Below are 22,239 nucleotides of genomic sequence, written 5' to 3' on the forward strand. Positions count from 1 at the left end.
GCCTTGTCATTGCTTACCTTCCGGGGTGAGCAGCGCAGAAGCGGGAACAGGTTGGTAGCCAGGGTTCCGCTTCTGCGTCTATGGACTTCTTGCAGCACAACGAGGGCGTGCGTCATCGCCACACGACCCCGCGTGCGTGTTTGTCTACTGTGGACGAATAGGTCTACTCAGGTCGCGGGCTTTCCTCGCCGCGCGTGGCGCGCTCAATGTCCTCTGCCTTGCGGATCTCCAGTCCGGCACACTGCAACGCTTCGTAGTGGTGCCGTTGGTCCACCTCGGACGTCTGGGTGTAGACCGAGGCACTGTGCCGGTGGAACGCGGCCCAGTCCCCTGGGGAGGCGTCTTGCGCCGGCCGCTGTCGCCACAGCAGGTCGTGCGCTTCCTCCAGCGTGACCGGCACCGCGCACCGCCCCCGGCTCACCGCGCCTCACCGTCCCTGAACTCCCCGACCGTTCCCTCACGTAGGCCGTGACGAGGGCCTCCCGAAGCCGACTCGTGGCCGGGGTCGATCGCTGCTGCGAGCTTCGCGGCCTCCCGCGACAACTCCCGACAGAACTTCGCCAGCATGACGTCACCACCGGGGAACGGCGGCAGCTGGATCGCGACGTTGACCGGGTCGAGGTACATCACCAGCGCCGGCAGGTGCTCAGTCACCCGCATGAACGCGACCGCTGCGTCCTTGCCTGGTGTGCACGTGACGTTGAATCCCATGCCTCAGCCCCGCCTCGTGTTGTCGGACTGCTCCAACTCGGCCCGCCCAGCGGCGATGGCGTCACCGAGCTGGTCGAGGGCGGGACGGTCCACGATCAACGCGACGGGGAACGCCTTGCCGAGCCGTATCTCCACCCGGTCGGCGAAGGGCAGCGCCTGCGACCGGATCGGCAGGTCAGCCCTGATGTGAACCTGCACGATGTCGCGCACCCCCGCCTCCTCCGCGCTCACGCCGCCGACTTCTCAGTCGTCGACTTCCCACGACCGGCAGCAGCCGGAGCGTGAAGGCCCGTGGCCCGGAAGCTGTGCGCGATCCGCCCCTTGTTGTTGGCGTAAGGCGTGATGGTGAGCCCGTCGAACTCGACCGGCGCGAACGGAAACCCGGCGATCTTGGCCGGTGGCACCGGCTGATGGTCCGCGGTGACCTTGACCTTGAACTCCGCGCCGAACCGGGCCGCGTCCTCGTTGGCGTCCAGCGCGCGGACGGTCCACACGAGCTGACCGGTCTCCTTGTCCCGCTCCTGCACCTTGGGGGCGGCGGCGTCCGCCGAGAACGCCATGGATGGCTCCACACCGAGCACGAACGCGCCGAAGGGAAACACCTCCCCGAAGTCGACCGAGAAGCGGGTCGGGATGAGCGGCATGTCTGCCTCCTGGGTAGTGCCCGGCCTGTTCCGGGCATCTACCAATCTCGTCCGAAACGCAGGACGCACACACCACACAGTGGGACTTCTCAGGACGTCTCTGCTACGTTGAAGACGTCCCTACTCGTCACAACACCTGGGAAAACGAGCCAGAATGGCCAACGAACGCTTACGCGACGCGATGCTACGCAACGGTCTCGACCTGGACCAGGTAGCCACCGCGACCAAGGTCGACCCCAAGACCGTCGAACGCTGGATCACGAAAGGCCGCATCCCCTACCCGCGTCACCGCCGCACCATCGCCGCAATGGTCCGCGAGACCGAGACCTACCTCTGGCCAGACGCGATCGCACCCGAACGCAAAGCCGAGATCGGCGGCTCCGAGCTGGTCAAGCTCTACCCACACCGCTACGACGTGCCCGCCGACCTGTGGGAACGCCTCATCGAAGCCGCCGAATCCCACATCGAGCTACTGAACTACTCCGGCATGTTCCTCACCGACAACCCCGTACTGATCAAGAAGCTCCGCGCCAAGGCCGAGGCCGGCGTCAAGATCCGGCTCCTGGTCGGCGACCCCGCGAGCCGAGCCGTGGCCCGCCGCAGCGACGAGGAAGGCATCGGCAAAGGCACCCTCGCAGCCAAAGTACGAAACATGCTCGCGTTCATGAAACCGCTCGACGACGTGGCCGGCGTGAGCATCCGGTGTCATGGCACCACGCTCTACAACTCGATCTACCGATTCGACGACGACATGCTGGTCAACACCCACGTCTACGGTTTCATGGCCGCTCACGCCCCACTCATGCACCTACGCCGGCTCTCCGGCGGCGACCTGTTCGAGACCTACTCGGAGAGCTTCGACAACGTGTGGAACACCGCCAAGCCACCGAACTGGTAGGGAGATCATGGCCCGCACCGATCACTACCGCAGCCCCGATGCACCCGCCGCGAACAGCATCGTCGTAGCCGTCACCGCCTTCACCCAAGACGAGACCGGCCGCATCCTCATGATCCGCCGCACCGACAACGACCTCTACGCCATCCCTGGCGGCGCACTCGAACTCGGCGACACCCTCACCCAAACGGTGCAGCGCGAGGTCATGGAAGAAACCGGCATCGCGGTCAAGGTCACCGGCCTGATCGGCGTCTACAGCGACCCCGAACACGTGATCGAATTCACAGACGGCGAGGTCCGACAAGAGTTCTCCATCTGCTTCCGCGCCGACCCCACCGGGAGCGACCTACGCACCAGCGACGAGAGCAAGGAAGTCCTCTGGGTAGCGCCGACCGACCTGGAGGCGCTGAACATCCACCCCACGATCCGCCTACGCATCCGCCACGGCCTCGAACAACGAGCCGAGCCGTACTACTCGTAAGCGATCCCCGCAGCCCGCAACCGCTCCTCTGTACGCTCAACCGCGCCGCGCAGCTCCGGCGCAGCCTGGCGGATAAAGAACGTCACCACATCCTGCGGCCCATAACGGTCCTGAATCTCCTTGATCCGCTCATCGAACGCCACCGGCAACCCGTCAGGAGACGTGGTCATGTCCGCCCACCACAGTGCGTCCCGCAGCGGCGTCTCTTCGTCCACCCACTCGGTCAGCTCCGCCGACAGCCCACGCAACTCCGCCTCACGGTAAGCGCACGAATGATGAGCTACCAACGCACAAAGCCGCTGGTCCGCTCCGGTGTCCCGCAGATAGCGAGCGCCATCTAGAGGATGAAACCCGGTCAACGCGATGGCTGGAGAGTACCCAATGTCATGAAGAATGGCAGCCGCGTACAATAGCTCACGGTCAGCAGAATTGAAAGTTAGCGCAGTTAGTTCTGCCCGCTCTGCCACACCTTGCACATGTTCCCATCGGCGCGGCAGCGATACCCTCAGAAGATCTTGCGCCCGTTGACGCGCCGATGCCATTGGATTATTCCCCTCGCAGCCAAATCGACAGCAAGCCTAGTCCGTACATGCCAGAGGAATATCCCCGCAGTCGCCATCCACCGTTGTAGGTAACGACAAGTCTGCAACCCGAATCAACTCCCACCTCCCGCAAATCGGCTAAATATGCGCATATACTCCGCTTGCGGAACCTCACGTGTTTCTGATCCTGACCTCTCGTAGAGAGCTCCGTCGAAAAAGGTTGGCTCTGATCGCCCACTGACTCGAAGTACCAAGACGCCCCGATTATGATAACCAACTATTCTCGCGTCGCTCGCCACTTGCTGAGAAACACTCTCGTCAAGTCTTACTGCACTTCGTATACGTTGGATCAGCCATGCGAAGTAGTCATTAAGCGACTTCTGCTCAACAACTGCCTCTCGATCTATGCCAACTATACCAAACCCTCGATACTCGACAGCCGATATTCCGTCGAGTTGCGCAACGCGTGCCGCGTCGTTCTCATTATCTGTGATACCCACCACGATGTGACCGACAGCTCCGGGACCACGATTAGCCATAGCCACGAGCGTCTTACAGATCTTTTCGAAGGAACGCTCATCAAAGTTCCTTCCTTGGTTGAGCACCAAGAAACCCTGCTTGCAGTCGAACATCTGCTGCTCAATAACAGCATTACCTAGAAGTGTCTCAAGTTCACTAGCCCAGCTAAATTGACTAAAGTCTTCGACTTCCGCCGCCTGCTCGAAACAGGAAATCAGCACACCTTTAACCGCATCTATCGAGCGCCTCTTCGTCTCCCGATTCCAGTCTCCTCCGCCCGCCGGAACATTCAACACTCCTTGTCCGATATTCTTCAACTTCCCGGCCACTTCGGCACGATTCTTAACCTGCATTCGCGCGCGAAACATCAACTCGTAGAATGCCATGTATACGACGTGGAAGTAGCGCTGCGATCGACCGCCACTTCCCGCGTTGATCAAAGCCGAGAAACGTAGGTCTTGAGTCTCCAAGACAGCCCGAAGTTCATCATACACTCGAAGAAAATCACGCTCCAACTTCTCTTGGCCATAAGCGCCAATAAGCGCGTCTATCGAGATAGACTCCTTACTCGGAGTGTCATCTACTTGGAGATCACTAAAGTTGTAATAGGCATCACGATGACGGGTACCAGAGTTCGCCATCGGATCCAAGAGGCAGTCAAGGAGCAGATCCAGAACCGCTTGTTCATCGAGAGACTCACGTACATCTTCTCGTCTCAAAATACCTTGCTTTACCCAGAATATGTCGTCCGAAGCTACGCCATATGCAAGTTCGCGGTTCGTTATACTCAGCAGAGGCATCCGCTTGAGCGGAACCACGTCACCCGGAGACGTATCCGTTCGAATGCGCGACGATATTACGCGCACGAGGTCAGCGAGTTTCGAAATAGTCCCAGCTTGACGCAACTCCTGCCGCGACAAACGCCGTCCGCCAGAATTTATTCGACGAAACACATCCTCAACGCTAGCGCTGTCTAGCGAGCGGAATACCGACAGGGCAATCGCATAGTTTGCAATTCTGATTGAATCGACTCGCTCAAGCACGGGGGTCTTTTGAACAAGCAAATTCTTGTCTTTGAGATATTTTGTGTCAGCAAGAGAATCTAGGTCAAAATAGTTTCCTCCGACAGCGTACTCATTTTCCAGAAAGGAGAATATGGCATTCAACCGCTGCAGGCCATCTATCAGCTCATACGGCGCATCCGGGGGAGAACCGATTTCCGCCACCAGAAACAGAGGTATCGGCATCCCCTTCAGGATCGAGTCTATCAGCCGCTGTTTCTCCTCAACGCTCCAAACCAACTTGCGTTGATAGCGTCGATTGACGCGGAAGCGATCCTTCAAATAGTAGCCATAAAGAGTCTGAACAGGCTCGCTGCGAACTGAAAGCTCATTTCCGCTCGGCGAACTCACCTGTTCCGACCTCCGTTCAACCACGGGTGCATCTACACCCTCACTGCCAATGGGTAGAGCCACCATAGCCCCCTAACACTCCGCTAGCTGTCGAACTTGGCTCTATGAGATCAAGGCGCGCCGCCGCCGGCGGCGCGCTTGGCCCGTCGCGTTGGCAATGTGGCCTGCATCCATCGCGGCACGGCCGGCTACCGCTCCGCTCACGCCGGCCGGCCTGCGCGGTGCAGCCCACGGCCCGCGACGGCAGCGCCACCAGCGACGGCGCGAGTGATCCCCGCCTCATGCAACATCACATCGTCTGACTTTGTGACTTTGTGTCACCCAGACCGGCCCCTCACACGCCTGGCTGCAGTTAACGCCGGGCCGCCGCTATCAAGGGCGCCTGACGGCGTCGCTGGCGCGATCTCACTTCGTTCGACCCTTGACATCGTCGACCCGGCGTTAACTGCAGCCAGGGCGAGGGTAACGGCAGCGAATAGGGGCCGGAGATCTCAGCCGATCTCGTCGGCCGGCGGTCAGGAGGCGCACACGATGGCTAGGCAGTTCCCGGTCAGTCCTCATCAGGTCGTGCTCTGGGCCAGGTACGAGCTGACCGAGGCTTATGCTCCTCCGACGGCACGACGAAGCACGCGACGAGTCGTGCCCCTCGCGTGCCCTTCGTGGTGGTCAACAGCGGTCAATCACGGGTACTCAGCGCACCGCAATCCCGCTCTGCCGCAGGTCAGGAGGTTGCCAGGTCGGAGCCAAGATCACCGCCAGATCTTCCAAGCTGGTCATGCGGGTTCGATTCCCGTCACCCGCTCGTTCGTGGGACTCCCTTGCGCATGGAGAGCATTCGCCCAGCTCACTCGCCATGTCTCTTGGGGGCGCAGCCCCCAAACCCCGCCCGGTGGGCTCCGCCCCCGGACCCCCTCTTGTGGTCGCTTGGGCCATTGACGGGCCATTGGGCCACCGGCCCCGGTTCTTCGGCCGCACCGTCCTCGCCCTGGTCAGTGGGCTTGTCCTTGGTCTTCTTGGCCTTCTTGCGTGTCTGTCGGCTCACCGGTTCGGCGAGGTCGTGGTCCCTCTTGCTCGTGGCGTGCCGGTGGATGAAGGCGGCCAGCATGCCGCCGTGTCCCGTCCGGTGCATCAGTGCCCCTTGCAGTGAACCGGCTGTGTCCGACTGCTCACTCCGAGCGGTTGGACGCCGTAGGGCGGCCACCAGGTGCGGCGGGGCGAGCACGGCGTCACGGCCAGCTCAGCGTGTAACCGGTCGTGGTGGGCACGCTGCCGGTCGGTACCCGCCTCGACGACCTCACCTGCCGCCCGAAGGTGGCCACATGCGCCGGCTCCGCCACGTCCTCAAGCGCCTCAGCCCATGTCATGAGTTGGCCGTCGCGTGTCTGGATCGACGAACTGTTCGCCGTCCCAGGCCGGGTGGTGGTCACCGTCATGGCATCTCGTGCCACGCGCCGGTCGTCGTAGGTGGACAGATCAACCGGCGTCCCGTCATCACGCACCCGCCCGTAGCTGTCGCAGGTGAGCGTGACGCATCGAGGGCCGGAACCGTCCCGAGCTTTCCGGGCACACGCCCACACTGTGACTCCACAGTGGAGCCACAGGGGACGTTGCCGTGGCTGGTTCTCCGGTGTCGAGATCCCCAACCTCCATTGTGAACGGCCGTACGCACACGCCGTGTTGTTCGGCGGTCGCGGTGATGACGACGCGCGATTCCGTCAAATCGTTCAATGCCTTCACGCAAAGGCCGACGAACGCCACCAAATAAGGTCAGAAAAGGGCCTTCTCCTGACGATGAGCACGACATCGTGTTCTTTCGGCGTCATCCCGACGACGATGCGGCCGATGCGACGCCTGGCCGGCGGCGGAATCCTCGCTCGCTTGGCTGACGTCGAGTCAGACCCCCGCCATGTCCGGTGACGGTCGCTTGGCCTCAACGCTCCGAGCCAAGGCGTCGACGTCCTTCGCTACGCCGGCACGCAGCGTTTCAGCGACCTGTTCACGCTCGTCGTCACTCATGGGAACAAGGGCGACCCGCAGGCCCAACGCTGCGGCTACCTCGGCGATCGTGCCGATCGTCGGGTTGCGATGACCCGACGACAGGAGACGACGGATTACGGCGGGTTCCGAGCTGATCGCCCGCGCCAGATCTGCCTTCGACAAGCCCAGTTCCTCCCTGGCCTCGTCCAGGGCGTTGACCAGGCGGTCAATGGTCTCTACCCGAAGACTTTCGGTGAGGTAGGCACGAAGGAACTCCGGATCCTTCAGATCCTCGACCAGGTCGTCCCAGTAGGTCGTCGGCGCGGCCGCCATGGCACCCACCTCCGTCTCAGATCAACATGCGTATCACAAATGCTACGCATTGACCGCATACTTGCACCCCTCAGCAACGATGACCTGCACCACGGCTGACACCGACGGCGAGACATTCGCTGGAAATAAGGGGAAGTGCGGCGATCGTGCCGAGTTCACGAAGCGGTGCATGGCCGCGCTCAGCATCCGCGTGCCCGCCTCTGGTCATATGGTGAGCGACGCGCTCGTACGTGAACTGAGCACCCGTCACGTCGACGAGGACAAGGGACCTATGCCCCAGGCGCTCTTCGTCAACCTCACACGGTTGTTCACGTACCTCCAGACATTCGAGTCCACGTCACGTCCGCGTCCGGGGAGGGAAGTCAGCGCCCCCTCCAGGGACCAGGTCCTTCGACCTCACCCCTGGCGGTCCCGCACTACCATCCGGCCATGGAACTTCACGGGCGGTCGGTTCTTGTCACCGGTGCGACCGGCGGGTTGGGGCAGGCCATCGCGCGGCGGCTTCGGGCTGAGGGGTGTCAGCTCACGCTCACCGGGCGGCGGGGGGACGTTCTCAACTCCCTCGCCGAGGAGCTCGAGGCCCGAGCGGTCGTTGCCGATCTCGCCTCTCGGGGTGATCTTCGGCGTCTTGTCGATGCTGGTCAGGACGTTGACATCCTCGTCGCCAATGCTGGGGTGCCTGGGAGCGGGGAGCTCACCGACTACTCCCTCGACGCGCTTGACCGGGTGATCGACGTCAACCTGCGCGCTCCGCTCGCGCTGGCTCGGGAGCTTGGGGAGCGGATGCTCCAGCGCGCCAGCGGCCACGTGGTCTTCATCTCCTCCCTCTCGGGGAAGACCGCCAACCCTGCCTCCTCGCTCTACAACGCCACCAAGTTCGGGGTCAGGGGGTTCGCCCTCGGCCTTCGGCAGGACTGGGCGGGCCGTGGGGTCGGCGTTTCCTGTGTGAATCCCGGGCCCATCGGGACGGCTCACGACGCCGCCGACGTGGACGTCGCCCTTCCCGCCGGGTTTCGGCCCAAGGTGCCTGCTGACGTTGCCGCCGCCGTGGTCAGGGCCATTCGGCATGATCGGGCCGAGGTGGACGTCGCCGATCCTGTTATGCGGGTCGGTGTCGTCCTGGGGCAGGTCGCTCCCCAGGTCGCCGCCAAGCTCAACCGGTTGGCCGACGGGACCACCCGGTGAGCGTCTTCGTTCATCGGCTGCGTGTGCGCTACAGCGAGTGTGACCAGCAGGGCGTCGTCTTCAACGGGCACTACCTCTTCTACTACGACGTCGCCCTCAACGAGCTCTGGCGGGACCGGGTCGGGAGCTACCACGACATGGTGGCCGGCGGTCACGACGTCGTCGTCGCCGAGGCCAACCTGCGGTTCCGGGCGCCGGCGAGGTTCGACGAGGAGCTGGACATCGCCATGGCGGTCAAGCATCTCGGGACGACCAGTCTCGTCGTACAGCCGGAGTTCAGGGTCGGTGACCGGCTCGTCGTGGACGGCGCGGTTCGGCACGTCTTCGTCGACCCCGGCACCCTCGGCAAGAAGGCCATGCCGGACGGCATCCGCACCGCCCTAGCCAGTAGTGCGTAGGTACTCGACCTCCAGCACCGGGCGGCCGTCGCCGAAGTCGTGTTCCCTGGAGCGGTGGGTCTGGGTGAAGCCGAACGACTCGTAGAAGTGCCTCGCACGGTTCGCGCCGGACATGGTCCACGCTCTCACCCTGCGGAAACGGGCCTCCCGCACGTGGTCCCACGCGGCGTCCATCAGCGTCCACGCGACGCCGGTACCCCACGCCCGCGGATGCGCGTACAGGTCGAGGATCTCCGCGCCCGGCAGGCCGTCGGGGTGCGGGCCGAAATACGTGAACGCGACCACGCGATCGCCCCGTTCGGCCAGTAGCAGGGTATTTCTTGCGTGCTGGCGGCTCGCCATGATGTCCGGCCAGGCCGTCCTTCGCTCCTCGACGAACCTGTGCAGCCAGTGGGCGTCGAACAGGTCCCTGTGGGCCACCCGCCACGCCTCGGCATGCACCTCGCCGATCGCCGCCGCGTCGTCGCGGGTCGCCTCGCGGACGAGCAGCGGTGCGCCGGATCCCCTCGGCAACACCATGCGGGACACGATAGGTCAGACCACCGGTGGGCGACAGGGCACCTGCGGAACTCCCGGCGTAGCGTCCCCGTTGTCCGGGTAAGGGGCATTTCTTCGGAAGGTGTGTGCGATGGCCGGGACGATCGTCGTCGTGGTGCTGGTGCTCGCGGTGGTGGCGCTGGCCGCGACCTACATGCGGAACCAGGCCAACGCGAAACAGAACCGACTCGAGGACGCCAAGGCCGAGGCCAGGCGCTGGGTCGAACGTCTCGGCGGTCAGGTCATGAACCTCGACGGCACCAACGAGGCCTCGAAGCAGGCGCTTGCGGACGCCTCCGAGCGCTACAACGCGGCCGGCTCCCAGATGGAGCAGGCCACCACCGCCGAACAGGCCCGGCTGGTCAAGGAGACCGCCATGGAGGGCCTCTACTACGTCCGCGCCGCCCGGCTCGCCATGGGACTCGACCCGGGGCCGGACCTGCCCGAGGACGCGGCCCGCGAACGGGCCGGCAAGGTCAGCGAGGACCGCAGGGTCAGCGTCGAGGGCCGCGACTACGAGGCCTCGCCGAACCCCGGCGACGGCACCCCGTACTACTACCCGGGCGGGCGCGTCGCCGGCCGGCCGGTGCCACAGGGCTGGTACAGCGAGCCGTGGTGGAAGCCGGCGCTCGTCGCGGGCGCATGGGGACTCGGGTCGGTGTTGCTGTTCAGCGCCATGTTCGACGGCATGTACGGCATCTCGGACGCCCAGGCCTGGGAGTCCGGCTACGACGCGGGGCAGGCCGACGCCGCGGACAACGGCGGTGATGGCGGCGACGGTGGTGATGGCGGCGACGGCGGGGACTACGGCGACGGTGGTGGCGACGGAGGCGGCGACTACGCCGACGCCGGCGGGGACTACGGCGGCGACTTCGGTGGCGGTGGCGACTGGGGTGGCGGCGACTTCGGCGGCGGTGGCGACTTCGGCGGCGGCTTCGGCGACTTCTGACCCGTAGACGATGCCGTGCGGGGCACCCTGGTGGTGCCCCGCACGGCATTCAGGCCTGGCAGGTGGGACACCAGTACAGGTTGCGGGCGGCCAGCTCGGCCTTGCGGACCGGCGTGCCGCACACCAGGCACGGCTGGTCCGTGCGGCGGTAGACGTACACCTCGCCGCCGTGGCGGTCGACCCGTGGCGCGCGGCCGGTCACGTGGGGCAGGTGCTCGTCGCGGACCGTGTCGATGCGGCCCTTGCGGACGCCGATCTTCATGAGCGCCACCAGGTCCGTCCACATCTGCGACCACAGCGGCTCGGACACCGACCGGCCGGGCAGCAACGGGTTCACGTTGTGCCGGAACAGCAGCTCCGCCCGGTACACGTTCCCGACCCCCGCCAGCACCTTCTGGTCCATCAGCAGCGCCGCGAGCGGCAGCTTCGAGCGGGCGATGCGGGTGTACGCCACCGACGGGTCCGCGTTGCGGCGCAAGGGATCGGGGCCCAACCGGAACAGCAGCTCCGCCTGTTCCGCCTTGGTGAGCACCTCGCAGCGGGTCGGCCCGCGCAGGTCCGTCCAGTGGGTCTCCCCCACCATGCGCATCCGCACCTGGCCGACCGGCAGCGTGGTCGGCAGCGGCGACTCGTTGAACGTCCCGTACAGGCCGAGGTGCACGTGGACGATCGCGTCCGGGCCGTACACGTGGAACAGGTGCTTGCCGTACGCCTCCGCCCGCACCAGGTCGCGCCCGTCCACCAGCGAGGCCTGGAAGCGGCCCTGCGGGCTGGACACCAGCACGCGACGTCTGCCGTAACGCTGCTGGTGCAGGCGGGCGAGGCGGTGGAGTGTGTGCCCCTCGGGCATCAGGCCGGCAGCGGCGGCGGGGTGCCGGTGCGCTCGTAGTCGGCCAGCATCTCGATGCGCCGGGCGTGCCGCGCGTCGCCGGAGAAGGGCGTCGCGAGGAACCTGTCGACGATGGCCGTCGCCTCCTCCTGCGAGTGCATGCGACCGCCGATGGCCACGACCTGCGCGTTGTTGTGCGCACGGCCCAGCTCGGCCGTCTCGGTGTTGTACGCGAGCGCCGCGCGGATGCCGGGGACCTTGTTGGCCGCGATCTGCTCGCCGTTGCCGGAACCCCCGATCACGACGCCGAGGCTGCCCTCGTCGGCCAGCACGCGGCGTGCCGTCTCGACGCAGTACGGCGGGTAGTCGTCGCTCGCGTCGTACACGGCCGGGCCGATGTCGACGACGTCGTGACCGGCTTCCGAGAGGTGCTTGACGAGATGCACCCGAAGCTCGAAGCCGGCGTGGTCGGATCCCAGGTAGACACGCACGTCGGGCATTCTGCCAGTTCTGGAAGCATGTGCCCGGTGACGGTCTTCGAACAGGACGGCTTCGACCTTCGCGTCGAGTGGGGCCTGGACGGTGTTCGCGCGCTCGGCCCCCACTGCGCGGTGCTGGTCATCGTCGACGTGCTCGTGTTCACGACGACGGTGGACATCGTCGTCGGACAGGGCGCACGGGTGCTGCCGATGCCGTGGAAGGACGAGCGTTCGGTCGAGGCGGCGGAGAAGGCCGGCGCGATCCTGACCCCGAGCGGCCTGACCAGGGTCGACGGCGACCATCCCAGCGGCGTCGTGGCGCGGACCGGCGGCTGGACGCTGCGGCCGTCGTCGCTGACGGGGCTGACACCGGACACGCTGCTCGCCATCGCGACGCCCAACGGCGCCACCCTCTCCGCGGCGGCCGCCGCGACCGGCACCACCGTACTGGCGGGCAGCCTGCGCAACGCGTCGGCGGTGGCCGGTGCGGCGGCGGAGATCGCCGGGCACCGGCCCGTCGGGATCGTCCCGGCCGGTGAGCGGTGGCGCCCGGGCGAGACGTTGCGGCCCTCGTTGGAGGACTATCTCGGGGCCGGCGCGATCGCCGCCGCGGTGGCCGGGCGACGGGCGCCGTCGGCGGAGGCGATGCTGGCGGCACGGACGTATCGCGGGGTCGCCGACCGGGTGCCGGAGCTGTTGGCGGATTCTGTCTCCGGGCGAGAGTTGGCAGCGGCGGGCGTGCCGCGCGATGTGGAGCTGGCGGGTGAGACGGATGTGAGCGGGGTGGTACCGCGGCTGTCCGCTGGCGTGTTCTCGGCGGCGGCATGAGCGGGCGGTGGCTGGAAGTCGCGGACGGCGTCTACGCGCGTCGCTATGTCGAGCTGGACCAGACGCTCGGGCTCATCGTGGGTGACACGTTCTGCCTCGTCATCGACACGGGCGCGGACGAGGTGCACGGCGCGTCGATGGCGGCGGCCGTGCGGTTCGTGACGCCGCTGCCGTGGTCGGTGGTGATCACGCACGCGCACTTCGACCACTTCTTCGGCACCAACGCGTTCCTGCCCGCGTCGGTGATCGCCCACGAGCGGTGCCGGTCGGTGATCCTCGCCGACGGCGACATGCAACGGCGGTCGTGGTCGGCGCGGTTCCGGTCGGAGGGCAAGGCCGACCAGGCGGACCGGCTCGCCGCGGCGAAGCTGATCGCGCCGACCGAGGTGATCAGGTCGTCGGCCCTGATCGACCTCGGCGGACGCGCCGTCACGCTCGTCCACCCCGGCCCGGCGCACACCGACCACGACGTGTTCGTGCACGTCCCGGACGTCGACGTGGTGTTCGCCGGCGACCTCGTCGAGCAGGGCGCGCCGCCGTCGGTGGGGCCGGACTCGCACGTCTCCGACTGGCCCGCTGCGCTCGACGCGATCCTCGCGCTCAACCCGGTGACCATCGTGCCGGGGCACGGCGACCCCGTGGACGCCGCCTTCGTGCGAAGACAGCGTGACGAGCTGACCCGCATGCCCTGACGAGGTCCTCCAGGCGTCAGACCTGGATCGACTTCAGCTCGGTGAACTCCTCCAGCCCGTAGCGGCCGAACTCGCGGCCGTTGCCGGACTGCTTGAACCCGCCGAACGGCGCCCTGGTGTTGAAGGCCGCGCCGTTGACGTCCACCTGCCCGGCCCGCAGCTTCCCCGCCACGGCACGGGCCCGCTCCACGTCGGCGCCGAAGACGCCGGCCGCGAGGCCGTACTGGGTGCCGTTCGCGATGCGGATCGCGTCCGCCTCGTCGGTGTACGGGAGGATCGAGAGGACCGGGCCGAAGATCTCCTCCCGCGCGATCGTCATGTCCGGCTTCACGTTGCCGAAGACGGTCGGCCGCACGAAGTAGCCGGGGCCCTCGACCGGGTCCGGGCCGCCGGCCGCGAGGGTCGCGCCCTCCTCGATGCCCTTGTTGATGAAGCCCACGACGCGGTCACGCTGCGCGGCCGACACCGACGGGCCGATGCGGGTCGACTCCAGCGCCGGGTCGCCCGGCACGTACTTCGCCGCCGCCGCGGCGGCCGCGGCCAGGGCCTCGTCGTGGCGGTCGGCCGGGACCAGCAGGCGGGTCAGCGCACTGCACGCCTGGCCGTTGTTCATGAAGCAGTTGGCGAGGGTGATCTTGACGGCGCGCCCCAGGTCGGCGTCGTCCAGCACGACGGACGCGGACTTGCCGCCCAGCTCCAGCGCCACCCTCTTGACCGTCTCGGCGCCCACCGCGGCCACGCGGCGGCCGGCGCGGGTCGAGCCGGTGAACGACACCATGTCGACGAGCGGGTGCGCGGCCAGCGCCTCGCCGACGACCGGGCCCGTGCCGTGCACCATGTTGAACACGCCGGGCGGCAGGTCGGCGTCGGCGATGATCCGGGCCAGCAGGCCTGCGGTCAGCGGGGCGACCTCGCTCGGCTTCAGTACGACCGTGTTGCCCGCGACCAGAGCGGGCGTCACCTTCGCGACCATCTGCTGGAGCGGGAAGTTCCACGGTGTGATGGCCGCGACCACGCCGATCGGCTCCCGCACGACGGTCGAGTTGCCGACCGTCACCGGGTCGAGCGCGCCGGCCTCGACCTCCGCCAGCACCCCGTCCGTGATGCCGACCGGGTTCACGACCTGCACCCGCGACGCGAACGCGATGGGCGTGCCGACCTCGGCGACGATCGTCGCCGCCAACTCGCCGGCACGCTCCCGCAGACCGTCGTTGACACGCCGGACGGCCGCCACCCGCTCGGCCAGCGGGGTGGCGGCCCAGGACTCGAACGCCGACGCGGCGGCACGTACCGCGGCGTCGGCGTCCGCCGCGGTACCGGCCGGAACCGACCCGATGACCTCTTCCGTCGCCGGGTTGACGACATCGATTCGCTCGCCCCCGCCATCCGTGAACGAACCGTTGACGAAGTGGGCGGTGCTGACGGTAGGGGCGGCCATCGGTCCTCCGTGATGTGACGCGTTCAGCGAGTTCTGTGCCCAGCCTGTCACATCACCGAGAGTCAGTCGAAGCTCAGCTCTCCGGTCCTCGTCCGCTTCAGCTCGAAGAAGTTCGGGAAGCTGGCCAGCGCGACCGTGCCGTCGAACACCTTCAGCGCGTCCTCGCCGCGCGGGATCGAGTTCAGCACCGGCCCGAAGAACGCGACGCCGTCGACGTGGATGGTCGGCGTTCCGACGTCCATGCCGACCGGGTCCATGCCCTCGTGGTGGCTCTTGCGCAGTGCCTCGTCGTACTCACTCGAATGCGCGGCTTCCGCCAGCTCCGCGGGAAGGCCGACCTCGGTGAGCGACTCCCTGATGACGATGTCGAAGTCCTTGTTGCCCTGGTTGTGGATGCGGGTACCCATGGCGGTGTACAGGTCGCGCAGGACCTCCTCGCCGTGGTGCTGGGCGGCCGCGATGGCCACGCGGACCGGACCCCAGCCGCGTTCCATCGCCTGCTGGTACTGCTCGGGGAGGTCGCGGCCCTCGTTGAGGACCGAGAGGCTCATCACCCGGAAGTGGAGGTCGACGTCACGCTGGGCCTCGACCTCGAGAATCCACCTCGAGGTGATCCAGGCAAACGGACACATGGGGTCAAAGTAGAAGTCGATCTTGGATTTGCTGGGCGCAGTCATGTGCAGAGAAACCGTAGAGATCTTCCCGTTCTTCCCGACTGGCGGCCCAAACCATGCCACCGGGTGATTGGATGAACAGGATTGTCAGTAACCGAACAGCTCGAGGTGACCAGTGGCTCCACCCAACCTGACCCGTGACGAAGCACAACAGCGCGCCGCGCTGCTCGACGTCGCGTCCTATGACGTCGAGCTCGATCTCACGGACGGTGGCGGCAAGCCTGGGGACACCACGTTCCGCTCCACCACGACCGTGCGGTTCGCGAGCAACGAGGCCGGCGCGGACACCTGGGTCGACCTGATCGCGGCGTCGGTGCGGAGCGCCACGCTGAACGGCTCGCCGGTCGACGTGTCGGGCTACCGCGAGGACGACGGCATCACGCTCTCCTCGGTGGCCGCGGAGAACGAGCTGGTCGTCGACGCGACCTGCCGGTACATGAACACCGGCGAGGGCCTGCACCGGTTCGTGGACCCGGTGGACGGCGGCGTGTACCTGTACACGCAGTTCGAGACCGCCGACGCGAAGCGGATGTTCGCCTGCTTCGACCAGCCGGACCTGAAGGCGACGTTCCGGTTCACGGTGATCGCGCCCGAGGACTGGAAGGTGATCTCCAACTCACCGGCCGAGTCGTCCGAGCCGCTGCCTTCCGGCGCGGTCAGGCACGTGTTCCAGACCACGAAGCGGATGTCGACGTACGTGACCGCGCTGGTGGCCGGGCCGTACGCGGAGTGGCTCGACTCCTACTCCGACGAGCACTCGACGATCCCGCTCGGCATCTACTGCCGCGCGTCGCTCGCCGAGCACATGGACGCCGAGAGGCTGTTCACCGAGACCAAGCAGGGCTTCGACTTCTACCACCGCAGCTTCGCCGTGCCGTACCCGTTCGAGAAGTACGACCAGTGCTTCGTGCCGGAGTTCAACGCGGGCGCCATGGAGAACGCGGGCTGCATCACGTTCCTCGAGGACTACGTGTTCCGCAGCAGGGTCACCAGGTACGCCTACGAGCGGCGCTGTGAGACCGTGCTGCACGAGCTGGCGCACATGTGGTTCGGCGACCTGGTCACGATGCGGTGGTGGAACGACCTGTGGCTGAACGAGTCGTTCGCCACGTTCGCCTCGGTGCTGGCGCAGGCGGGGGCGACCGAGTACGTGCACGCGTGGACCTCGTTCGCGAACATCGAGAAGTCCTGGGCGTACCGGCAGGACCAGCTGCCCTCGACACACCCGGTGGCCGCGGACATCCCGGACCTCCAGGCGGTCGAGGTCAACTTCGACGGCATCACCTACGCCAAGGGCGCCTCGGTGCTGAAGCAGCTCGTGGCGTACGTGGGTCAGGAGCAGTTCCTGTCCGGGCTGCGGGTGTACTTCGCCAAGCACGCCTGGGACAACGCGACGCTGGCGGACCTGCTCTCGGCGCTGGAGGAGGCGTCGGGCCGGGACCTGTCGTGGTGGAGCGCGCAGTGGCTGGAGACGACCGGGCTGAACGACCTGCGCCCCGTGTTCTCGGTCGCCGACGGCAAGTTCACGTCGTTCGCGATCACGCAGGGTGGGGCGAAGCCGGGTGCCGGCGAGCTGCGTACGCACCGGGTGGCCGTCGGCGTGTACGACGACCAGGACGGCAAGCTCGTGCGGACGCACCGGGTGGAGCTGGACGTCACCGGCCAGGAGACCATCGTGCCGGAGCTGGTCGGCGTGTCGCGGGGCAAGCTCGTGCTGGTCAACGACGACGACCTGAGCTACTGCACGATGCGCCTGGACCCGGACTCGCTGGCGACGCTGGTGGACCGGATCGGTGACATCGTCGAGCCACTGCCGCGGACGCTGTGCTGGTCGGCGGCGTGGGAGATGACCCGCGAGGCCGAGCTGAAGGCACGGGACTTCGTGACGCTGGTGTGCCACGGCCTGCCGGCGGAGACCGAGGTCGGGGTCGTGCAGCGGCTGCTGCTGCAGGCGCAGACGGCGATCAACTCGTACGCGGACCCGGCGTGGGCGGCAAAGGGCTGGCAGCTGTTCACGTCGCGGCTGTTCGACCTGGCGGCGGACCCGGCGACGGAGTCGGACCAGCAGCTGGCGTTCGTGAACGCGCTGACGGGGTCGGTGCTGTCGGTTGACCAGTTGACGGTGCTGCGCGGCTGGCTGGACGGGTCCGCGCCGCTGCCGGGGCTGGTGGTGGACACGGACCTGCGGTGGCGGCTGCTGCAGGCGCTGGTGGCACACGACGCGGCGTCGGTCGACGAGGTCGAGGCCACGCTGGAGAACGACCCGACGGCGACGGGTCAGCGGCAGGCGGAGCGGATCCGCGCGCTGCGCCCGTCGGCGTCGGTCAAGGCGGAGGCGTGGCAGCGGGCCGTGCACGACGACGAGATGCCGAACGCCCTCAACGAGGCGATCATCTCGGGGTTCTCGCACCCGTCGCAGAAGGCGCTGCTGGCACCGTACGTGGCGCGGTACTTCGCGGACGTCGCGGACGTGTGGGCGCGACGGTCGAGCGAGCGCGCCCAGCCGGTCGCGCTCGGCCTGTACCCGTCGTGGGCGGTCGCCGAGGAAACGGTCACCGCCTCCGACGAGTGGCTCGGCAACGAGTCCCACCCGCCGGCCCTCCGCCGCCTGGTCTCAGAAGGCCGCGCCGGCATCCTCCGCGCCCTGGCCGCCCGAACCTTCGACGCCGAATAACCCGCGAGTCCCGCATTCACCCATAGCGAGTCCCGCATTCGCACACACCGAGTTGCGGTTTCGTGCAGGTCCAGATGCACGAAACCGCAACTCGCACTCTTTGAACGCGGGACTCGCGGTGTTTGAACGCGCGACTCGCGGGTGTTGGGGGTGCGGAAAGCGCCGCGGGCCTTTGGGGCGCGCGGCGCTTTCGTTGGGGTCTTAGTGTTTTGTTGGGCCGGCCTGGTCGGTCAGCATGCGGAGGCCGCTTACCAGGCCGCCTACCAGGTCGCCCTCTTTGAAGCTGGCGACCATGCCCATTACCGCTAGGTTGCAGCCGCGGTCGGGGAGGCGGCGGGCCGAGTCGGCGCCCGTCACGATCTCGACCTTGCGTTGGGCGGGTGACACGGCGATCAGGACGGCGGACGAGGCGGTGTCGCCGGACTCGGCGTGCAGGGCCTCGGCGGTCGCGCGGGTGTCCTCGCCCAGGTCGCCGAGGTAGATGCTGTAGCCGAGGCCCGTGGTTCGGGCCGAGAGCGTCAGCGCCTCGTCGAGGCGGGCGAGCTGCACCGGGGTGAACGGCAGTTCCGGCCGGGCCGGAGTGCGCTCCTTGGCGACGGAGATGCGACCGCTGTTGGTCACCACCGCGGCATGCCCGTGCTCGACATCCTCGTCGAGCACCTCGCCGGGGGTGCCGCGCACCACGACCTCACCAGCTGCCACGAGCGCCTCCCTTGGCCGTGGGGCGGGCCTTGCCGCCGCCGGTCGGTACGGCGGAGGCGTCGGCCCCGGCCGGGTTCGCGGTCCACCAGACGGCGGGGTAGTCCCAGGACTGACCCGGCCGGTACCTCGGCGCCCGCGCGAACTTGTCCCGCAACGTCAACAGAGCGACCAGGCCGTAGAGGGCCAGCGGGATCACCGCGTAGACGAGAATGGTCTGGACGACACTCACGACCGCGCCTCGCTCTCTCCTCGCAGGCCCCGCGAAAGCGGTCGCTGGTCGTGGTGCCCATGGTTCGCTTCGCAAGCTCCGCTCACGCGCGACAGACTACCGACGGGTCCTCGGCCCCACACACTCGGCCGCGTCATGATCACCTCGGGTGACGGGCTACTGCGGCGCCGGTAACGAGACTGGGCCGTGTGTGCGCCGAACCGCTCATTCCGTTGGTCGAAACGGCGGGGTCGAACGGCCGTATCTCACGCATCGACATCGCATCGTCACGCTCTATGTCTTGTCGACTACAGTTTTAGGCCATAGCTTTCACCTGTACGGCCCTTGCGGTTCCCTTCCCCGGCACTCTCCGTGCCTGTATCGCCGAGGAGTTCCCGTCATGCAGACCAACACCCCGACGGTCATCACCCATTCGGACGAGTCGGCCCTGCTCGGCACCCGCGTGACGCGCGGCACCCGGGTGACCGCCGGCACGAGGGTCACCCAAGGCACGAGGGTCACGAGGGGTACCCGCGTCACGGCCGGCACCCGCGTCTCCCGTGGCACGCGAGTCACCCGCGGTACCCGGGTCACCGCCGGTACCCGCGTCACGAGGGGCACGCGGGTCACGCGCGGCACCAGGGTGACGGCAGGAACGCGCGTCACCGCCTCCTGAGATTCGCCGGAGCCGGTCGCTCAGGCGGCCGGCTCTCCCAGATAGGGCAGCCACTGCGGATCGGTGTCGACCGTGCCGGCGAGCAGCCGCCAGTGCATTCCGCGCGGCGCTCTCGGCACCACCCGCAGCCGCCAGCCCAGCTCGGACAGCAGCTTGTCGGCCTTGCGGTGGTTGCACTTCACACAGCAGGCCACGCAGTTCTGCCAGGTGTGCTCGCCACCACGGCTCCGCGGGATCACGTGGTCGATCGTCTCGGCCCGCCCGCCGCAGTACGCGCAGCGGTGGCGGTCCCGGTGCATGAGCCCGGCCCGGGTAAGCGGCACCCGCGCGCGGTAGGGCACGCGGACGTAGGTCGCGAGGCGGATCACCGACGGCACCACGACGCTGTCGCTCGCGGAGTGCAGCTCGATGCCGTTGGGGTCGCCGTGCACGACCTCGGCCTTGCCGCACACCACGAGCACGACCGCGCGGCGCAGCGGTAACGCGGTCAACGGCTCGAAGGTGGTGTTGAGCAGGAGCACCCGGCGCTTGCCCCAGGGCGGCGGCGGGGCGCCACCGGCCGGCTCAGGCACGCCGACATCCGACGAAGCGGCTTGCGAACGCACGGGCATCCGCGACGCCGGCCTGTGCGCGGCGCCTATCGGAGTCGGATGTCGGTCGGGCACGCGACCACCTCCACCGGATCTGGCAAGGCATAGCAGATCACACATCACCCCCTGAACGCACGTGTGTTGCGTAACGTGTCCGGCCACTGTGGTGCATCGGTTACCAAAATGACCATCGGCGGTCTCCCGGCGGGCACGTCGCCGCAGCGTGCGGTGGAATTCTCAGGCGTTCGCGATGCGGTCCAGCCACTCGCGCATGAGGCCCCGCTCGGACTCCGTGAGGGCATTCGTCCTCGGCAGCACCGCGCGGAGGGTGACGGCCGCCGCGACCGGCCCTGCTCCAGAGACGGCGGGCCCGTCGGTCGTGATCGCCGCGATGACCGCTTCCCGCGCGGTCGCGGAGAGCTGGGCGTCCCGCCGGTCCGCCGGGGTCGCGATCAACGTGAGGGTCGTGCCGTGGCCCGCGGCGTGGACGAGGGCCACCGCGCGTTCCTCGGGGACCCGCAGCCGGCCCGCCTCGGCGATGCGCCGGATGCGCTGGTCGAGGATCGCGAAGGCCGCGTCGGCGGCCGGCGAGGACGCGCTCGGCCGGCCGTACATCAGCTGGTACAGCGCCGGGTTGGCCAGGCCGAGGTCCACGTGCTGGTCCCAGCCGGCCCGCAGGTCCTCGACCGGGTCGTCCTCGGGGGCCTGCGTCTTCTTGCTGCTCAGGTAGGCCGTGAAGCCGTGCACCACGACCGCGTCCAGCAGCCCCTGCTTGTCGCCGAACAGGCGGTAGATGGTCGGCGGCTGCACACCGGCCGCCGCGCTGACCGCCCTGGTCGACACCGCGTCCGGGCCGCCTTCGGCCAGCAGCCGGGTGGCGGCCTCGACGATGCGCTCGCGGTGCTCCTCCATGTTTCCAACGATAACAGGATCGCGTTAGCGCGCGATCGCTTCCAGTGCTACCGTCGAATTGTTATCACTGGAAACATCTGAGGAGTATCACCGTGATCGTCGTTACCGGAGCCAACGGGCAGCTCGGCCGGGCCGTCGTCGAGGGGTTGCTGACGCGGCTGCCCGCCGAGGAGATCGGCGTCAGCGTGCGTGATCCGGCCAGGGCCGCGGACCTGGGCGTACGCGTCCGGCAGGGTGACTTCAGCGATCCCGCCGGGCTCGCGCATGCCTTCGACGGCGCGTCGAAGGTGCTCGTCGTCTCGACGGACAGCTCCGGGGAGGACGCCGTCCAGCAGCACCGCGCGGCCGTCGAGGCCGCGGCGAAGGCCGGGGTCGAGCGCATCCTCTACACCAGCCACATGGGCGCGGACCCGTCCTCGCCCTTCCCTCCCATGCCCGACCACGCGGCCACCGAGGCGGCGCTGCGGGACAGTGGTGTGCCGTTCACCGCTCTGCGCAACGGCTTCTACGCCACCACGGTGCCCATGCTGCTCGCAGGCGCGCTCGAGTCGGGCGAGCTGGCCGCACCCGAGGACGGACCGGTCGCCTGGACGACGCACGCCGACCTCGCCGCGGCGGCGGTGCTCGCGCTCACCGAGGACGGTCTCGATGGGGTGACACCGCCGCTCACCGGTCCGGCGGCCGTCGACCTGGCCGGGGTCGCGGACATCGTCACGAAGCTCACCGGGCGGACGGTTCGCCGGGTCGTCGTGCCCGACGCGGACTACCGTGCCGGACTGCTCGCCCACGGGCTGCCGGAATGGCAGGCGAACCTGCTCGTCGGCATGTTCGTCGCGAGCCGGCGGGGCGACTTCGCGCCCGCCGACCCCGCCCTGGCCCGCCTGCTCGGCCGGCCCACGCGGAGCGTGGCGGACTTCCTGAAGGGCGTCCTCTGAGCGATTTCCGCCACACCGG

General features: G+C 67.6%; 26 protein-coding genes and 1 pseudogene. 10 read left to right on the plus strand and 17 right to left on the minus strand.

Annotated elements, in window-relative coordinates; genetic code table 11:
- Positions 1-163: 163 nt before the first annotated feature.
- Genes VET29_RS25850 through VET29_RS25865 form a run of 4 tightly spaced genes read right to left on the minus strand, consistent with a single transcriptional unit; the run spans position 164 to position 1,355 of the window.
- Positions 164-421 (minus strand): AMED_5909 family protein, encoded by a 258-nt coding sequence (locus VET29_RS25850; RefSeq protein WP_324924960.1) that lies wholly within the window; start codon positions 419-421, stop codon positions 164-166.
- On the minus strand, positions 418-711 hold the full coding sequence (locus VET29_RS25855) for a hypothetical protein (protein WP_324924962.1): 294 nt from the start codon (positions 709-711) through the stop codon (positions 418-420). Before VET29_RS25855 ends, VET29_RS25850 begins: the two co-directional genes overlap by 4 nt.
- A 3-nt stretch (positions 712-714) precedes the next feature.
- A complete protein-coding gene (locus VET29_RS25860; protein WP_324924964.1) occupies positions 715-942 on the minus strand; it encodes a hypothetical protein in 228 nt (75 codons plus the stop codon).
- Positions 939-1,355: a plasmid replication, integration and excision activator gene (locus VET29_RS25865; protein WP_324924966.1), complete on the minus strand. Its 417-nt coding sequence runs from the start codon at positions 1,353-1,355 to the stop codon at positions 939-941. The genes VET29_RS25860 and VET29_RS25865 overlap by 4 nt, the downstream gene beginning before the upstream one ends.
- A gap of 154 nt (positions 1,356-1,509) precedes the next feature.
- Here VET29_RS25865 and VET29_RS25870 point away from each other — a divergent pair, with 154 nt between their 5' ends.
- Both VET29_RS25870 and VET29_RS25875 read left to right on the plus strand, forming a co-directional pair.
- The gene (locus tag VET29_RS25870; RefSeq protein WP_324924968.1) at positions 1,510-2,253 is read left to right on the plus strand and encodes a DUF5919 domain-containing protein; all 744 of its coding nucleotides are present in this window, start codon (positions 1,510-1,512) and stop codon (positions 2,251-2,253) included.
- A gap of 7 nt (positions 2,254-2,260) precedes the next feature.
- A complete protein-coding gene (locus tag VET29_RS25875; RefSeq protein ID WP_324924970.1) occupies positions 2,261-2,731 on the plus strand; it encodes an NUDIX domain-containing protein in 471 nt (156 codons plus the stop codon).
- On the opposite strand, the gene VET29_RS25880 is transcribed toward VET29_RS25875, so the two are convergent.
- From VET29_RS25880 to VET29_RS25895, 4 genes and pseudogenes are all read right to left on the minus strand, one after another.
- Positions 2,722-3,273 (minus strand): HD domain-containing protein, encoded by a 552-nt coding sequence (locus VET29_RS25880; protein ID WP_324924972.1) that lies wholly within the window; start codon positions 3,271-3,273, stop codon positions 2,722-2,724. The genes VET29_RS25875 and VET29_RS25880 overlap by 10 nt on opposite strands.
- 113 nt (positions 3,274-3,386) lie before the next feature.
- The gene (locus VET29_RS25885; protein WP_324924974.1) at positions 3,387-5,204 is read right to left on the minus strand and encodes a GmrSD restriction endonuclease domain-containing protein; all 1,818 of its coding nucleotides are present in this window, start codon (positions 5,202-5,204) and stop codon (positions 3,387-3,389) included.
- Positions 5,205-6,338: 1,134 nt separating this feature from the next.
- Positions 6,339-6,941, minus strand: a pseudogene (locus VET29_RS44140) (hypothetical protein); the annotation flags it as partial.
- A 156-nt stretch (positions 6,942-7,097) separates the two neighbouring features.
- Entirely contained in the window at positions 7,098-7,514 is a 417-nt protein-coding gene (locus tag VET29_RS25895) for a helix-turn-helix transcriptional regulator (RefSeq protein WP_324924977.1), read from the minus strand.
- 429 nt (positions 7,515-7,943) lie between these two features.
- Here VET29_RS25895 and VET29_RS25900 point away from each other — a divergent pair, with 429 nt between their 5' ends.
- Both VET29_RS25900 and VET29_RS25905 read left to right on the plus strand, forming a co-directional pair.
- Positions 7,944-8,699, plus strand: a complete 756-nt coding sequence (locus VET29_RS25900) for an SDR family NAD(P)-dependent oxidoreductase (RefSeq protein WP_324924979.1) — start codon at positions 7,944-7,946, stop codon at positions 8,697-8,699.
- Positions 8,696-9,097, plus strand: a complete 402-nt coding sequence (locus VET29_RS25905; RefSeq protein ID WP_324924981.1) for a thioesterase family protein — start codon at positions 8,696-8,698, stop codon at positions 9,095-9,097. The genes VET29_RS25900 and VET29_RS25905 overlap by 4 nt, the downstream gene beginning before the upstream one ends.
- On the opposite strand, the gene VET29_RS25910 is transcribed toward VET29_RS25905, so the two are convergent.
- Positions 9,080-9,616 carry a GNAT family N-acetyltransferase gene (locus VET29_RS25910; RefSeq protein WP_324924983.1) on the minus strand — a complete coding sequence of 179 codons (537 nt, stop codon included), beginning with the start codon at positions 9,614-9,616 and terminating at the stop codon, positions 9,080-9,082. The two genes, VET29_RS25905 and VET29_RS25910, sit on opposite strands and share 18 nt — an antisense overlap.
- Positions 9,617-9,725: 109 nt before the next feature.
- On the opposite strand from VET29_RS25910, the gene VET29_RS25915 reads away from it, so the two are divergent.
- Entirely contained in the window at positions 9,726-10,583 is an 858-nt protein-coding gene (locus tag VET29_RS25915) for a hypothetical protein (RefSeq protein WP_324924985.1), read from the plus strand.
- Between the two features lie 49 nt (positions 10,584-10,632).
- Here VET29_RS25915 and VET29_RS25920 read toward each other — a convergent pair whose 3' ends face one another.
- Entirely contained in the window at positions 10,633-11,433 is an 801-nt protein-coding gene (locus tag VET29_RS25920) for an Fpg/Nei family DNA glycosylase (RefSeq protein ID WP_324924987.1), read from the minus strand.
- A complete protein-coding gene (locus VET29_RS25925; protein ID WP_324924989.1) occupies positions 11,433-11,903 on the minus strand; it encodes a ribose-5-phosphate isomerase in 471 nt (156 codons plus the stop codon). The genes VET29_RS25920 and VET29_RS25925 overlap by 1 nt, the downstream gene beginning before the upstream one ends.
- A gap of 27 nt (positions 11,904-11,930) precedes the next feature.
- Between VET29_RS25925 and VET29_RS25930 the strand changes: the two genes are divergently transcribed.
- On the plus strand, positions 11,931-12,719 hold the full coding sequence (locus VET29_RS25930; protein WP_324924991.1) for a 2-phosphosulfolactate phosphatase: 789 nt from the start codon (positions 11,931-11,933) through the stop codon (positions 12,717-12,719).
- Entirely contained in the window at positions 12,716-13,411 is a 696-nt protein-coding gene (locus VET29_RS25935) for an MBL fold metallo-hydrolase (RefSeq protein WP_324924993.1), read from the plus strand. Before VET29_RS25930 ends, VET29_RS25935 begins: the two co-directional genes overlap by 4 nt.
- Before the next feature lie 16 nt (positions 13,412-13,427).
- On the opposite strand, the gene VET29_RS25940 is transcribed toward VET29_RS25935, so the two are convergent.
- On the minus strand, positions 13,428-14,849 hold the full coding sequence (locus VET29_RS25940; protein WP_324924995.1) for an aldehyde dehydrogenase family protein: 1,422 nt from the start codon (positions 14,847-14,849) through the stop codon (positions 13,428-13,430).
- Positions 14,850-14,911: 62 nt separating this feature from the next.
- Positions 14,912-15,526 carry a DsbA family oxidoreductase gene (locus VET29_RS25945; RefSeq protein ID WP_324924997.1) on the minus strand — a complete coding sequence of 205 codons (615 nt, stop codon included), beginning with the start codon at positions 15,524-15,526 and terminating at the stop codon, positions 14,912-14,914.
- Between the two features lie 112 nt (positions 15,527-15,638).
- Between VET29_RS25945 and pepN the strand changes: the two genes are divergently transcribed.
- The gene (pepN, locus tag VET29_RS25950) at positions 15,639-18,197 is read left to right on the plus strand and encodes an aminopeptidase N (RefSeq protein WP_324924999.1); all 2,559 of its coding nucleotides are present in this window, start codon (positions 15,639-15,641) and stop codon (positions 18,195-18,197) included.
- Positions 18,198-18,398: 201 nt separating this feature from the next.
- Here pepN and VET29_RS25955 read toward each other — a convergent pair whose 3' ends face one another.
- Positions 18,399-18,899: a DUF5130 family protein gene (locus VET29_RS25955; RefSeq protein WP_324925001.1), complete on the minus strand. Its 501-nt coding sequence runs from the start codon at positions 18,897-18,899 to the stop codon at positions 18,399-18,401.
- Positions 18,886-19,128, minus strand: a complete 243-nt coding sequence (locus VET29_RS25960) for a hypothetical protein (protein WP_324925003.1) — start codon at positions 19,126-19,128, stop codon at positions 18,886-18,888. Before VET29_RS25960 ends, VET29_RS25955 begins: the two co-directional genes overlap by 14 nt.
- Before the next feature lie 379 nt (positions 19,129-19,507).
- Between VET29_RS25960 and VET29_RS25965 the strand changes: the two genes are divergently transcribed.
- Positions 19,508-19,783 (plus strand): hypothetical protein, encoded by a 276-nt coding sequence (locus tag VET29_RS25965; protein ID WP_324925005.1) that lies wholly within the window; start codon positions 19,508-19,510, stop codon positions 19,781-19,783.
- 20 nt (positions 19,784-19,803) lie between these two features.
- On the opposite strand, the gene VET29_RS25970 is transcribed toward VET29_RS25965, so the two are convergent.
- Both VET29_RS25970 and VET29_RS25975 read right to left on the minus strand, forming a co-directional pair.
- A complete protein-coding gene (locus VET29_RS25970; protein WP_324925007.1) occupies positions 19,804-20,448 on the minus strand; it encodes an HNH endonuclease in 645 nt (214 codons plus the stop codon).
- Between the two features lie 162 nt (positions 20,449-20,610).
- On the minus strand, positions 20,611-21,285 hold the full coding sequence (locus VET29_RS25975) for a helix-turn-helix domain-containing protein (RefSeq protein ID WP_324925009.1): 675 nt from the start codon (positions 21,283-21,285) through the stop codon (positions 20,611-20,613).
- A 92-nt stretch (positions 21,286-21,377) separates the two neighbouring features.
- Between VET29_RS25975 and VET29_RS25980 the strand changes: the two genes are divergently transcribed.
- Positions 21,378-22,220, plus strand: a complete 843-nt coding sequence (locus tag VET29_RS25980) for an NAD(P)H-binding protein (protein ID WP_324925011.1) — start codon at positions 21,378-21,380, stop codon at positions 22,218-22,220.
- The last annotated feature ends 19 nt before the right edge of the window (positions 22,221-22,239 follow it).

Origin of the sequence: Actinophytocola sp. (assembly GCF_035634895.1) — a bacterium.
Lineage (GTDB): Bacteria > Actinomycetota > Actinomycetes > Mycobacteriales > Pseudonocardiaceae > Actinophytocola.